The sequence below is a fragment of the Plantibacter lichenum genome (assembly GCF_050587525.1).
Classification (GTDB): domain Bacteria; phylum Actinomycetota; class Actinomycetes; order Actinomycetales; family Microbacteriaceae; genus Plantibacter.
Map to the genome: position 1 here is coordinate 127,035 of NZ_JBOBFT010000004.1, position 13,662 is coordinate 140,696.

A 13,662-nucleotide genomic window follows, 5' to 3' on the forward strand; every position below is an offset into this window, starting at 1 on the left:
GAGTTGGGAGGGATGGCTCCAGCTTATCGAGAGTTGAGGGCCTCGTGGACGGTCGTCGCGAGCTTCGGGCCGATGCCCTTGACCTCCGCGATGGCTTCCGGCGTGGATTCCTTGAGCTTCGCGACGGAACCGAAATGCTTGAGGAGTTCGCGCACTTTGGCCGGTCCGAGGCCGGGGATCTCCCCCAGGACGCTCGTGATGTCGCGCTTGCGCTTCTGCCGCTGGAAGGTGATCGCGAATCGGTGGGCCTCGTCTCGAACCCGCTGCAGCAGGAAGAGCGCTTCGCTGCCTCGCGGGAGGATGACGGGGTACGGATCGTCCGGGAGCCAGATCTCCTCGAGTCGCTTCGCCAGCCCGCAGAGGGTGATGCCCGTGAGCCCCGACTCCTCGAGTGCTCGAGCAGCGGCGGCGACCTGCGGTTGTCCGCCGTCGACGATGAGCAGCTGGGGCGGATAGGTGAACTTCCGGCGCTTCCGCTCCCCCGTGACTTCGTCGACCGATTCGACCGGCTCGGCCGATGTGAGGTGCGCGAGGCGCCTGGACACGACCTGGTAGATCGAGTCGGTGTCGTCCGTCGACTCCGTGACCCCGAACCGTCGGTACTCGTCCTTGCGGGCGAGTCCGTCCTCGAAGACGACCATCGAGGCGACGATGTTCGTCCCGCTCAGGTGGGAGACGTCGAAGCACTCGATGCGCAACGGCGCCTCCGGCATGCCGAGGGCGTCGCGGATGTCCTCGAGCGCCTGGGTCCGCGAGACGAAGTCGGAGCTGCGCCTCGTCTTGTAGAGCATGAGCGCCTGTTTGGCGTTGACGACGGCCGTCTCCATGAGCGTGGCCTTCTCGCCGCGCTGCGCGACGCGCACCTTCACCTTCGCGCCGCGTCGTTGGCTCAGCAGGTCCTCGAGTCCGTCGGTGTCGTCCGGCAGGACGGGCACCAGGACCTCACGCGGCATGTCCGCCGGCGTCGCCGCGTCGTACACGCGCTGGATGACGCCGTCGACGAGCTCCGCCGTCGAGACGTCGAGTTCCTTGTCGACCGTCCAGGATCGGACGCCGCGGATGCGCCCTCCTCGGACGATGAACTGCTGAACGGATGCCGCGAGCTCGTCGTGATCGATCCCGAAGAGATCGGCGTCGACGCCGTCGCGCAGCACGACCGCGCTCTTCTGCAGCACCTGATCGAGCGCGAGGAGCTGGTCGCGGTGCTTCGCGGCGGACTCGTAGTCCTGGCGCTCCGCGGCCGCTTTCATCTCCGCCGTGATGCGTGTGGTGAAGCGTTTGTCGTTCCCTGCCATGAACGAGACGAAGTCGTCCACGATGGCGCGGTGCTCCTCGATCGTGACCTTGCCGGAGCACGGACCGCCGCAGCGGCCGATCTGCCCGGGGAAGCACGGCTTGCCCGTGGTCATCGCACGCTTGTAGCTGGAGTCCGAGCAGGTGCGTATGGGGAAGACCTTGATCATGAGGTCGACCGTGTCGTGGACCGCCCAGATCTTCGGGTACGGCCCGAAGTACTTCGCTCCCTTGATCCGGGTGTTCCTCGTGACCGTCACCCGTGGCGCCTCATCGCCGAGCGTGATCGCCAGGTACGGGTAGGACTTGTCGTCCCGGAACTTGACGTTGAACGGCGGGTCGTACTCCTTGATCCACGTGTACTCGAGCTGCAGCGCTTCGACATCGCTGCCGACCGTCGTCCATTCGACGCCCGTCGCCGTCGTGACCATCCGCCTCGTGCGTTCGTGCAGCGTGTGCAGCGGTGCAAAGTAGTTGCTCAGGCGCGCACGCAGGTTCTGCGCCTTGCCCACATAGAGCACCCGACCGGAGTCATCGCTGAAGCGGTACACGCCCGGCAGGGTGGGGATCTCCCCCGCCTTCGGCCGGTACGAGAGACCGCTCCCCCGTTGGACCGCCGGCACCTCAGCCCGCCTTGCGGCTGTCGCCGGCCTCGGCTTCGGCCTCGAACACTTCCCGCAGGAAGACGCCCGTGTGGCTCTGCTTGACGGTCGCGAGGTGTTCAGGGGTTCCGGTCGCCAGGACCTTGCCGCCTCCTGCGCCGCCCTCCGGACCCATGTCGATGAGCCAGTCGGCGGTCTTGATGACGTCGAGGTTGTGCTCGATGACGATGACGGTGTTCCCCTTGTCGACGAGGCTGCCGAGCACCAGGAGGAGCTTGCGGACGTCTTCGAAGTGCAGACCCGTGGTGGGTTCGTCGAGCACGTACACGCTCCGACCGTTGCTCCGGCGCTGCAGTTCCGTGGCGAGCTTGACGCGCTGCGCCTCTCCGCCCGAGAGCGTGGTGGCGCTCTGGCCGAGTCTGACGTAGCCGAGGCCGACCTCGACGAGCGTCTTCAGGAAGCGGTGGATCGACGAGATGGGCTCGAAGAACTCGGCGGCCTCCGCGATCGGCATGTCGAGGACTTCGGCGATGTTCTTGCCCTTGTAGTGGATCGTGAGCGTGTCGCGGTTGTAGCGCGCTCCCCCGCAGACCTCGCACGCAACGTAGACGTCGGGGAGGAAGTTCATCTCGATCTTGATCGTGCCGTCGCCTGAGCACGCCTCGCAGCGGCCGCCCTTGACGTTGAAGCTGAACCGACCGGGCAGGTAGCCGCGGACCTTCGCCTCCGACGTCTCGGAGAAGAGTGTGCGGATGCGGTCGAACACGCCCGTGTAGGTGGCTGGGTTCGATCGTGGCGTGCGGCCGATGGGCGCCTGGTCGACGTGGACGACCTTGTCGAGCAGTTCGAGGCCCGTCACCTTCGTGTGCTTGCCCGGGACCTTACGGGCCCCGTTGAGCTTGTTCGCGAGCACGCGGTACAGCACGTCGTTGACGAGCGACGACTTGCCGGAACCGCTGACGCCCGTGACGGCCGTGAGGACGCCGAGTGGGAAGTCGACGTTCACCTTGCGCAGGTTGTTGGCCGATGCGCCGATGACGCTGATCTGGCGCTCCGGGTCGATCTTCCGACGGACCTCAGGCGTCTCGATCATCTTGCGACCCGACAGGTAGTCGCCCGTGAGCGACTCCGTGTTGGCCAGGAGGGCGTCGAAGGAGCCGGAGTGGACGACCTTGCCGCCGTTGACGCCGGCGCCTGGTCCGATGTCGACGATCCAGTCGGCCGTTCGGATGGTGTCCTCGTCGTGCTCGACGACGATGAGCGTGTTGCCGAGGTCGCGAAGCGCCACGAGGGTCTCGATGAGACGACGGTTGTCGCGCTGGTGCAGCCCGATGCTCGGTTCGTCCAGGACGTACAGGACGCCCGTGAGACCGGAACCGATCTGCGTCGCCAGACGGATGCGCTGTGCTTCACCGCCCGAGAGCGACCCGGCGGAGCGGGCGAGGTCGAGGTAGTTGAGCCCGACCTGGATGAGGAAGTCGAGGCGCACCTTGATCTCGCGGAGGACCTGAGCCGCGATGTGCGCCTCGCGGTCGGTCAGTTCGAGCTTGTCCATGAACGCACGTGCGTCACCGAGCGACAGGAGCGCGACGTCGGCGATGCTGTTGTCGTGGATGAGGACGGAGAGCACCTCCGGCTTCAGACGCTTGCCATCGCACACCTGGCACGGCACCTCTCGCAGGTACTCGGACCAGCGGACCCGCTGCGAGTCCGAATCCGCTTCGAGGTACTGGCGTTCGATGTACGGGATGACCCCTTCGAAGCCAGACGAGTAGCTCATGTCGCGGCCGAAGCGGTTGCGCCATTTGACGGTGACCTTGAAGTTGTTGCCGCGGAGGACTGCCTCCTGGACGTTCTTCGGAAGGTCGCGCCATGGCGTGCTGAGCGAGAAGTCGAGGTCGCGTGCAAGACCTTCGAGCAGCTTCTCGTAGTACTGGTAGAGGCCCTTGCCCTGCGTGGTCCAGGGGATGATGACGCCCTCGTTGATGCTGAGCTCGTCGTCCCCGAGGAGCAGTTCGGCGTCGACCGACATGCGGGTTCCGAGGCCGGAGCACTCCGGGCACGCGCCGAACGGTGCGTTGAACGAGAACGTGCGCGGTTCGATCTCCGTGAGCTGCAAGGGGTGGTTGTTCGGGCAGGACAGCTTCTCGGAGAAGGTCCGCCAGGCGTCGTCTCCGGTCTCGTCGACGAAGTTGATCTTCACGAGGCCGTCGGTGAGTGTCAGGGCCGTCTCGAGCGAGTCGGTCAGGCGCCCCAGGATCTCCGGTCCCGCGACGAGACGGTCGACGACGACGGCGATGTCGTGTTTGACCTGCTTCTTGAGGGTGGGCGGTTCGCTCAGCTGGATCTGTTCGCCGTCGACGATGGCACGCGCGAAGCCCTTCGCGGACAGTTCGCTGAAGAGGTCGACGAACTCCCCCTTCTTCTGGCTGACCACGGGTGCGACGATCTGGTAGCGCCGCTTCTCCTCGAGCTCCATGAGCTGATCGGCGATCTGCTGCACGGTCTGGCGCTGGATGACTTCACCGCAGACGGGGCAGTGCGGAACGCCGATGCGCGCCCAGAGCAGACGCATGTAGTCGTAGACCTCGGTGATGGTGCCGACGGTCGAGCGCGGGTTGCGGTTGGTCGACTTCTGGTCGATGGAGACCGCTGGGCTCAGACCCTCGATGAAATCGACGTCCGGGCGGTCCACCTGCCCCAGGAACTGACGCGCGTAGGCGGACAGCGACTCGACGTAGCGGCGCTGCCCCTCCGCGAAGATCGTGTCGAACGCGAGCGACGACTTCCCCGAGCCGGACAGGCCCGTGAAGACGACGAGCGAGTCGCGTGGGATGTCGAGGTCGACGTCTTGGAGATTGTGGACGCGGGCGCCGCGGACACTGAGTTTTGAGTGGTTCTCTACCTTCGCAATTGACACCCTACGAGTGTACGCAGAGCCACCGACACTGGATCACCCAGGGCTGCGCCGAGAGCGAAGTCCGGTCGGACATGCGCCGCCGACGAGGCCCGTGAAACAGAGCACGCGGAACGCCCTGCGCCCTCAGCGCCCTCAGAAGACTCGGCGTCCGAGAAGGCTCGGGGCCCTCAGACCACCGACTAGATGTGCCCGGCCTTCGACATCTGTCGGAGCTCTTGCTTGAGTTCCGCCACTTCGTCGCGCAGGCGCCCGGCGAGCTCGAACTTGAGCTCGGCCGCGGCCGCGAGCATCTGGGCGTTGAGGTCGGCGATGATCGACTCGATGTCGTTCGCGCCCTCCGCAGCGATGCCCTCCCTGCGCAGGTTGGGCGTCGGGCTCTTTTTGGACTTGTCCCGGCCGGCGAGGAGTTCCGCCGTGTCCGCCCCCTCACGAGCGAGGGCTTCCGTGATGTCGGCGATGCGCTTCCGCAGGGGCTGCGGGTCGATGCCGCGCTCGAGGTTGTACGCGACCTGCTTCTCACGGCGTCGGTCGGTCTCCTCGATGGCACGCTTCATCGAGTCGGTGAGGACGTCCGCGTACATGTGCACCTCGCCAGAGACGTTTCGAGCCGCACGTCCGATGGTCTGGATGAGCGACGTGGACGAACGGAGGAAGCCCTCCTTGTCGGCGTCGAGGATGGCGACGAGCGACACCTCCGGGAGGTCGAGGCCCTCACGCAGCAGGTTGATGCCGATGAGGACGTCGTACACACCGGCTCGGAGCTCGCTCAGGAGCTCCACGCGACGCAGAGTGTCGACGTCGGAGTGGAGGTAGCGGACGCGGACGCCGGCCTCCGTCAGGAAGTCGGTGAGCTCCTCCGCCATCTTCTTCGTGAGCGTCGTGACGAGCACACGTTCGTCGCGTTCCGCGCGCACCCGGATCTCCTCGAGCAGATCGTCGATCTGGCCGCTCGACGGCTTGACGATGATCGCCGGGTCCACGAGACCGGTCGGGCGGATGATCTGCTCGACGATGCCGTCGGCGATGCCCATCTCGTACTTGCCTGGCGTGGCCGAGAGGTAGACGGTCTGACCGACACGGTTCTTGAACTCGTCCCAGCGCAGTGGTCGGTTGTCCATGGCGCTCGGCAGGCGGAAGCCGTGCTCCACGAGCGTTCGCTTCCGAGACGCGTCGCCCTCGAACATGGCGCCGATCTGCGGCACCGTGACGTGCGACTCGTCGATGACGGTGAGGAAGTCGTCCGGGAAGTAGTCGAGGAGGCAGTTCGGTGCCTCGCCGGGGTTCCGGCCGTCGATGTGCCGCGAGTAGTTCTCGATCCCGGAGCAGAAGCCGATCTGCTGCATCATCTCCAGGTCGAAGGTGGTGCGCATGCGGAGCCGCTGGGCTTCGAGCAGCTTGCCTTCCCGTTCGAGTTCCTGCAGACGCTCGGCGAGCTCCTCCTGGATGGTCCCGATGGCGCGCTGGATGGTCTGCGGGCTCGCCGCGTAGTGCGTGGCCGGGAAGACGGACACGGCGTCGAGCTTCTTCACGACGTCGCCCGTGAGCGGGTGCAGGGCGTACAGCGCCTCGATCTCGTCGCCGAAGAACTCGATGCGGATGGCGAGTTCCTCGTAGACGGGGATGATCTCGATCGTGTCGCCACGCACCCGGAAGTTCCCCCGGGAGAAATCGACGTCGTTGCGGTTGTACTGCATGCCGACGAACTTGCGGATCAGGCGGTCGCGGCCGATGTTCTGACCGACCTGGAGCGCTGCCATCGCCTCCAGGTACTCTTCTGCGGCGCCGAGGCCGTAGATGCAGGAGACGGTGGAGACCACGATGACGTCGCGCCTGCTGAGGAGCGAGTTGGTGGTCGAGTGGCGGAGCCGTTCGACCTCGGCGTTGATCGACGAGTCCTTCTCGATGAAGGTGTCCGTCTGCGGGACGTACGCCTCGGGCTGGTAGTAGTCGTAGTACGAGACGAAGTACTCGACCGCGTTGTTCGGCATGAGCTCACGGAACTCGTTGGCGAGCTGGGCGGCGAGGGTCTTGTTGTGCGCGAGCACGAGCGTGGGGCGCTGCACCGCTTCGACGAGCCACGCCGTGGTGGCCGACTTGCCGGTACCGGTGGCGCCGAGGAGGACGACGTCCGTCTCGCCGGCGTTGATGCGACCCGTGAGCTCGGCGATCGCCTTCGGCTGGTCGCCGCTCGGTTCGTAGTCGCTGATGACCTCGAACGGACGAACGGAGCGTGTGGGTTCCATGCTTCGAGTCTACGGAGCACCACCGACATCGGACTCCCGCTTCGCGGGCAGCGTACGCGTGGGACCCGCATGACTCACCGGCATCGGTCCGGTCGCCGTTCAGCGCCGCGTCGACTCCTGGCGCGAAGCCGCGAAGGCGGCCTCCCAGATGCGGTCCACCTGCTCGAGCGTGTGCTCCATGGTCCCGTCGGTGTCCACGACGTCGTCGGCGACGGCGAGCCGCTGCTCGTCGGTGGCCTGGGCCGAGATGCGCCGCTGCGCCTCCCCCGCGTCGAGTCCCCGAATGCCCGTGAGCCGCTCCAGACGCGTCTCGTCCGGGGCGTGCGCGACGACGACGCGATCGAACTCGTCAGCGCGACCCGTCTCGACGAGCAGCGGGACGTCGTAGATGACGACCGCTCCAGGGACCGCGGAGGCGGCTTCGATGAGCTCGTGGGAGCGGCGCTTCACGGCCGGGTGCACGATCGCGTTGAGGTCAGCCAGGGCTGCAGGATCACTGAACACGATCGCGCCGAGCCTGGCACGCACGAGCGCGCCGTCCGCATCGAGCAGTTCCGGACCGAACCGCTCCACGATCGCCTGCAGACCCGGTGTCCCCGGCTCGACGACCTCTCGTGAGATGACGTCCGCGTCGATCACGATCGCGCCCAACGACTCGAGCCGGCGTGCGATGGTCGACTTGCCCGACGCGATCCCGCCGGTGAGCCCGATCAAGTACATGCGTCCAGCCTAGCCTCGTGTGAGCGGCGCCCGGGGTCTGCGAACCACGCCTCGCTACGATGGGCGACACGGATCATCGATCGCTCCACGGGCGGTCACCAGACCTGGGAGGCGACCATGCTCGAAATCCTCACGGGCGCCGGTCTGGCCGCGGCCGCCGGGGTCAACGCGTACATCCCGCTCCTGACCCTCGGCCTGCTCGGCCGGTTCACCGAGCTGCTCACGCTCCCCGCCGGATGGACGTGGCTCGAGAACCCGTGGGTCCTCGGCATCCTCGGCTTCCTCCTCGTGCTCGACGCCGTCGCGGACAAGATCCCTGCCGTGGACACGATCAACGACGTCGTCCAGACGGTCGTCCGTCCGTCCGCCGGCGGCATCGCGTTCGGTTCCGGATTCGGCGCGGAGACGGTTGCGGTGCAGGACCCGGAAGCGGCTCTGCAGAGCGGACAGTGGGTGCCCGTCGTCGCGGGTGTGGTCATCGCACTCCTCATCCATCTCCTGAAGATGGGCGTCCGGCCCGTCGCGAATGCTGCGACCGCAGGCCTCGCCGCGCCCGTCCTGAGCGTCGCGGAGGACATCGGGAGCCTCGTCGCCTCCGCGCTCGCGCTCATCGTGCCGGTGCTCGTCGCGATCGCGGTCGTCGTGATCGCGATCATCGCGTGGCGCGTCGTGCGGAAGCGACGGCGACGCATCGCCACTCCGGCCTGAGTCGGAAACCCGCACACCCGACAACGCAGAAGAGGGCCGCCCGAAGGCGACCCTCTTCCGTGCGTTCCGGCGAGAAGGCCGGTCCGCGGATGTGACTAGTTGCTGGAGAGCTTCTCGCGCAGAGCGGCGAGCGACTCGTCGTCGGCAAGCGTTCCACCGGTGGTGGACTCGCTCGAGAACGAGGAACCAGCGGAGGGCGAAGCGGTCGACGTGGTCGGGTTCGCCTCTTCGGCGGCCGCAGCAGCAACCTGCTTCTTGTGCGCTTCCCAACGAGCCTGGGCTGCAGCGTAGTCCTGCTCCCACTTCTCGCGCTCGGCGTCGAAGCCTTCCTTCCACTCCTGCGTCTCGGCGTCGAAGCCCTCGGGGTACTTGTAGTTCCCCTGGTCGTCGTACTCCGTGAGCATGCCGTAGAGGGCCGGGTCGAATTCGGTGCCCTCGGGGTCGACACCCTCGTTGGCCTGCTTGAGGCTCAGCGAGATGCGGCGACGCTCGAGGTCGATGTCGATGACCTTGACGAAGACCTCGTCGCCGACCGAAACGACCTGCTCAGCGAGTTCGACGTGCTTGCCCGACAGCTCGGAGATGTGCACGAGGCCCTCGATGCCGTCTGCGACGCGAACGAACGCACCGAACGGAACGAGCTTGGTGACCTTACCCGGTGCAACCTGGCCGATGGCGTGGGTGCGGGCGAAGACCTGCCACGGGTCCTCCTGCGTCGCCTTGAGCGACAGGGAGACGCGCTCGCGGTCCAGGTCCACCTCGAGGATCTCGACGGTGACTTCCTGGCCGACTTCCACAACCTCGCTGGCGTGCTCGATGTGCTTCCAGCTGAGCTCGGAGACGTGCACGAGGCCGTCCACTCCGCCGAGGTCCACGAACGCACCGAAGTTGACGATCGACGAGACGATGCCCTTGCGGACCTGTCCCTTCTGGAGGTTGTTGAGGAAGGTGGTACGGCTCTCGGACTGCGTCTGCTCGAGGAGCGCACGACGCGACAGGACCACGTTGTTGCGGTTCTTGTCGAGCTCGAGGATCTTCGCTTCGATCTCCTGGCCGAGGTACGGCGTGAGGTCGCGGACGCGGCGCAGCTCGATGAGCGATGCCGGGAGGAAGCCACGGAGGCCGATGTCGACGATGAGGCCACCCTTGACCACTTCGATGACCGAACCGGTGACGACGCCGTCGGATTCCTTGATCTTCTCCACATCGCCCCAAGCGCGCTCGTACTGTGCGCGCTTCTTGGACAGGATCAGACGGCCTTCCTTGTCCTCCTTCTGGAGAACGAGAGCCTCGATCGTGTCACCGACGTTGACGACCTCACTGGGGTCGACGTCGTGCTTGATGGAGAGTTCGCGTGAGGGGATGACGCCCTCGGTCTTGTAACCGACGTCGAGGAGGACCTCGTCGCGGTCGATCTTCACCACGGTGCCTTCGATGAGGTCGCCGTCGTTGAAGAACTTCAGAGTCTTCTCGACCGCTGCCAGGAAGTCTTCAGCAGATCCGATGTCGTTGATTGCGACCTGCCGGGGGGCGGTCGTTGCGCTTGTCATGTAGTAGTTGCTCCAGTGCGGACAATGTTTCAGGCCAGTCGCACGCATCGGTTCGAGGACCACTGGATTCGAAATCCTGAGGGGATCGAGCGATGATGTGTGTGCCGCTTCGACCGGGTGGCCGACGCTTCGCCCTGCGAGACTGGCAGGCGGATAGAACGTCACAATTGTGACAGTCCAGCTTAGCTGGATTCTGCAGCTCCAGGCAAGCCGCCTTGTCCGGCTGTCCAGCGAGGCGTTATCCCGTTGTGTTCACGCGCTCACGGACGATCGCACGGAGCGCCGGATCGAGATCGGGACGGGCGAATCGGTAGCCGAGAGCCAGGAGCCGTTCGGGGACCACCCATCGGCTCTTCAGCACGAGTTCGGTCTCCGTCCGGATGGTGATCGAACCGAGTTCGAGCATCCATCGGGGCGCGGGCAGGCCGAGGGGAACACCGAGTGCGTGTCGGAGCGTGCGCATGAAGGTGCGGTTGTCGGTGGGGTTCGGGGATGAGGTGTTGAGCACCCCGTCGACGTCGGGATGCTCGCCCACGAAGTAGATGACGCCGAGGACGTCGTCGATGTGCACCCAGCTGAAGCGTTGACGCCCACCCCCGGCACGGGAGGCGTGGTACGTGCCGGCCTCGCGCCCCGCGCGAGTGGACGGCCAGTGCCCGTCGAGTTGCGCGCCGCCGAGGCCGAACCGAGCGAGCCGCATGAGTGGGAGCAACGCGCTGCCGTCGCCGAGGACGATCGCCATCCGTAGCGCGACGCGCCGGGTTCCCGGGAGCTCGCCCGCGAAGAACGCAGCTTCCCACGCCGTCGCGACGTCCACCGAGAAGCCCGTGCCGAGTTCTCCCGTCGACTCCGTCATCGGTCGATCCTCGGCATGACGGTAGATCGTCGCCGTGGAGGAGTTGACCCACAGCGGTGGCGGGACCGCGCATGCCCGGATCGCCGTGGCGAGTTCGGTCGTCGTCTCGACGCGGGAGCGGAGGATTTCGGCTCGGTTCCGGGCGTTGTAGCGGCAGTTCACGCTCTTGCCCGCGAGGTTGACCAGGAGGTCCGCGCCGTCGAGGAGTGCCGTGATGCGCTCGGTGTCCCCCCAAACGGCATCGGTTCCGTGCCCTGCCCGTCGGCCGATCGTGCTGACCTGCGCACCCCGAGCGCGGTACGTGTCGATCAGGTACCGGCCGATGAACCCGGACGCGCCAGCGATCACGATCCGCTCGGTCACGGTGTTGCCTCCCCCGGCCGGATCGCATAGGTGAAGCGTCCGGCGTACTCGTAGAGCCTACCGAGGACGGGAGCCTCGACCACGACGGCGACGCACTGCTCCTCCGTACGTTCGTCCCATCGCTCGTGGAGGGTCACGACAGGGGCGAGGCCGGAGGGGATCCGCAGCGCCAGCCCCATGATCCGGATCGTGACCGCCGTGGATCGAAGCCGGAGCGCGCCGTCGGCGACCGACGCCTCGAGGATCGAGACGACCCGTCCCGATCACCCGAGGTCATCGACGACGATGCCGCTTCCGGCCTCCCCGCTCGTGATCAGATCGACCATCACCTGCTCGCCGTCGGCGAAACGGAACGTCCGGGTCGCCGAGACCGCGGGCGTCCCGTCGAGACCGGTGCTCGGGCGGTTCACGACCGTGAACGGCACGGCGCGCCTCCACAGCGGGAACATGATCTGCTCGCCCGAGAACAACCGCAGCAGCGGCCAGAGCCATCGCTTCGGCGTGCCCACGGTGTCGAACACGCCGGACCCGATGCCGACGGAGCCTCGGGGAATCGCACTGAAGTAGGCACGGAGACGCGGATGCAGACCGTTCAGCGAAGCGCCGAGGGCGTCCTCGTACGGAGAGCGGACCGCGTCGGATCCGCCATACGTCACCGGGTCCCGGCTCAGCCGAGGAGCGTCGAGCGGAGCGTGTCGAGGCCGACGCCGCCGAGATCGAGCGCCCGGCGGTGGAACTCCTTGATGCTGAACGCGTCCCCCTCGCGGCGGTGGACCTCGTCGCGCAGCTGCTCCCAGATCCGCTGCCCGATCTTGTACGAAGGCGCCTGTCCCGGCCAGCCGAGGTAGCGGTTCACCTCGAACTTCACGAACTCGGGCGACATGTTGACGTTCCGGCCCATGAAGTCGAACGCGTACTCGGCCGTCCACGGTCCGCTGCCGTCGGGAAGCTGCTTCTCGAGGTGCACGCCGATGTCGAGGACGACGCGAGCCGCTCGCATCCGCTGTCCGTCGAGCATGCCGAGGCGGTCCGCCGGGTCGGCGAGGTAGCCGAGCTGCTCCATGAGGCGCTCCGCGTAGAGCGCCCACCCCTCGGCGTGCCCTGACGTGCCCGCGAGCTGTCGGCGCCACGTGTTGAGCTTGCCTCGGTTGACGACGGCCTGGCCGATCTGCAGGTGGTGACCGGGAACGCCCTCGTGGTACACGGTCGTCAGCTCACGCCAGGTGTCGAACTCGGTGACGCCCTCGGGAACGGACCACCACATGCGACCGGGACGGGAGAAGTCGTCCGTCGGCCCCGTGTAGTAGATGCCGCCCTCCTGCGTGGGTGCGATCATGCACTCGAGCGCACGGATCTCCTGCGGGATGTCGAAGTGGGTCCGACCGAGCTCTTCGACGGCCCGATCGCTCGTCTCCTGCATCCAGCGCTGCAGTGCTTCCGTGCCGTGCAGTTTGCGGCTGTCGTCACGTTCCAGGAAGGCGACGGCCTCCTCGACGGAGGCGCCGGCCAGGATCTCGTTCGCGATCGACTCCTGCTCGGCGACCATCCGGGCGAGTTCCTCGATGCCCCACTCGTAGCTCTCGTCGAGGTCGATGGTCGCGCCGAGGAATCGACGAGACTGCAACGCGTAGAGGTCACGGCCGATCGCATCGCGTTCCGTTGCGACGGGCAGGAGCTGCTGGGCCAGGAAGTCGGCGAGTTCGCCGTACGCGACGGCGGCCGCGCCCGCGTTGGCGCCGAGCTGGCTCGCGAGCGAAGCGGGGAGCTGACCCTCGTCCGGTCCTCCGTTGGCGGCGAGTTCGACGAAGAAACCGTCCTCGGCCGCGTACCGGTTCACCTGCTCGAACACCTCGGCGACCTGTCGCTTCGCCGGAGTGATCCCCTTGTCGATGCCCTCGCGGAGCGTCTGGATGTAGCCGTGGACCGCTTCGGGGAGGTTGCCGAGCCTGGTTGAGATCGTCTCCCAGTCGTCGACCGACGCCGTGGGCATGAGGTCGTACACCTCACGCAGCTCCTGAGCGGGCGACGCGATGACGTTGAGGTCGCGATACTGCAGGCCTGCGTCCGAGCTCTCCACGTCGAGTTCGAGCTCGTTGCCGAGGTCGGTCTTCGTGACCTCGTCGACCGCATCGACCGGCGTCGCCGAACGGAGTTCGCCGAGTGTCCGCTTCGCAGCGTCGATGTACGCCTCGTGCCCCGCCGGCGAGTAGTCGCCGTAACGGTCGTTCACCTCGTTCCGGCCGATGTACGTGCCGAGGACCGGCTGCAGCTCGACGAGGGTGTCGACCCACCGTTCAGCGATCGCGTCGATGGGCGTGGTGGGGCGTGCGTCGTCGTTGGCCATGCATCGAGCCTAGGACGATCCGGCTCGACCCGCCAAGCCGAACGGGTGTCGGCCGCCCCGTAT

Annotated in this window: 8 protein-coding genes and 1 pseudogene; 1 reads left to right on the forward strand and 8 read right to left on the reverse strand. The window is 66.7% G+C overall.

Annotation, left to right across the window (positions count from 1 at the left end; genetic code table 11):
• Nucleotides 1-23 precede the first annotated feature (23 nt).
• The 4 genes from uvrC to coaE all read right to left on the reverse strand — a co-directional run bounded on the left by uvrC (nucleotide 24) and on the right by coaE (nucleotide 7,778).
• Entirely contained in the window at nucleotides 24-1,916 is a 1,893-nt protein-coding gene (gene uvrC, locus ACQ3HB_RS07380) for an excinuclease ABC subunit UvrC (RefSeq protein WP_430919135.1), read from the reverse strand.
• A gap of 1 nt (nucleotide 1,917) precedes the next feature.
• The gene (gene uvrA / locus ACQ3HB_RS07385; RefSeq protein ID WP_430919136.1) at nucleotides 1,918-4,815 is read right to left on the reverse strand and encodes an excinuclease ABC subunit UvrA; all 2,898 of its coding nucleotides are present in this window, start codon (nucleotides 4,813-4,815) and stop codon (nucleotides 1,918-1,920) included.
• Nucleotides 4,816-4,994: 179 nt separating this feature from the next.
• The gene (gene uvrB, locus ACQ3HB_RS07390; protein ID WP_430919137.1) at nucleotides 4,995-7,058 is read right to left on the reverse strand and encodes an excinuclease ABC subunit UvrB; all 2,064 of its coding nucleotides are present in this window, start codon (nucleotides 7,056-7,058) and stop codon (nucleotides 4,995-4,997) included.
• Between the two features lie 99 nt (nucleotides 7,059-7,157).
• Nucleotides 7,158-7,778, reverse strand: a complete 621-nt coding sequence (gene coaE, locus ACQ3HB_RS07395) for a dephospho-CoA kinase (protein ID WP_430919139.1) — start codon at nucleotides 7,776-7,778, stop codon at nucleotides 7,158-7,160.
• A 117-nt stretch (nucleotides 7,779-7,895) separates the two neighbouring features.
• On the opposite strand from coaE, the gene ACQ3HB_RS07400 reads away from it, so the two are divergent.
• Entirely contained in the window at nucleotides 7,896-8,486 is a 591-nt protein-coding gene (locus ACQ3HB_RS07400; protein ID WP_430919141.1) for a DUF4126 domain-containing protein, read from the forward strand.
• Between the two features lie 95 nt (nucleotides 8,487-8,581).
• On the opposite strand, the gene rpsA is transcribed toward ACQ3HB_RS07400, so the two are convergent.
• The 4 genes and pseudogenes from rpsA to ACQ3HB_RS07420 all read right to left on the reverse strand — a co-directional run bounded on the left by rpsA (nucleotide 8,582) and on the right by ACQ3HB_RS07420 (nucleotide 13,599).
• Nucleotides 8,582-10,036 carry a 30S ribosomal protein S1 gene (rpsA, locus tag ACQ3HB_RS07405; protein WP_430919143.1) on the reverse strand — a complete coding sequence of 485 codons (1,455 nt, stop codon included), beginning with the start codon at nucleotides 10,034-10,036 and terminating at the stop codon, nucleotides 8,582-8,584.
• 238 nt (nucleotides 10,037-10,274) lie between these two features.
• The gene (locus tag ACQ3HB_RS07410) at nucleotides 10,275-11,255 is read right to left on the reverse strand and encodes an epimerase (protein ID WP_430919145.1); all 981 of its coding nucleotides are present in this window, start codon (nucleotides 11,253-11,255) and stop codon (nucleotides 10,275-10,277) included.
• Nucleotides 11,252-11,911: pseudogene (locus ACQ3HB_RS07415) on the reverse strand (DUF4166 domain-containing protein). Before ACQ3HB_RS07415 ends, ACQ3HB_RS07410 begins: the two are co-directional and overlap by 4 nt.
• A gap of 11 nt (nucleotides 11,912-11,922) precedes the next feature.
• Nucleotides 11,923-13,599, reverse strand: coding sequence for a DUF885 domain-containing protein (locus ACQ3HB_RS07420; RefSeq protein ID WP_430919147.1), 1,677 nt, complete (start codon nucleotides 13,597-13,599; stop codon nucleotides 11,923-11,925).
• Between the last annotated feature and the right edge of the window lie 63 nt (nucleotides 13,600-13,662).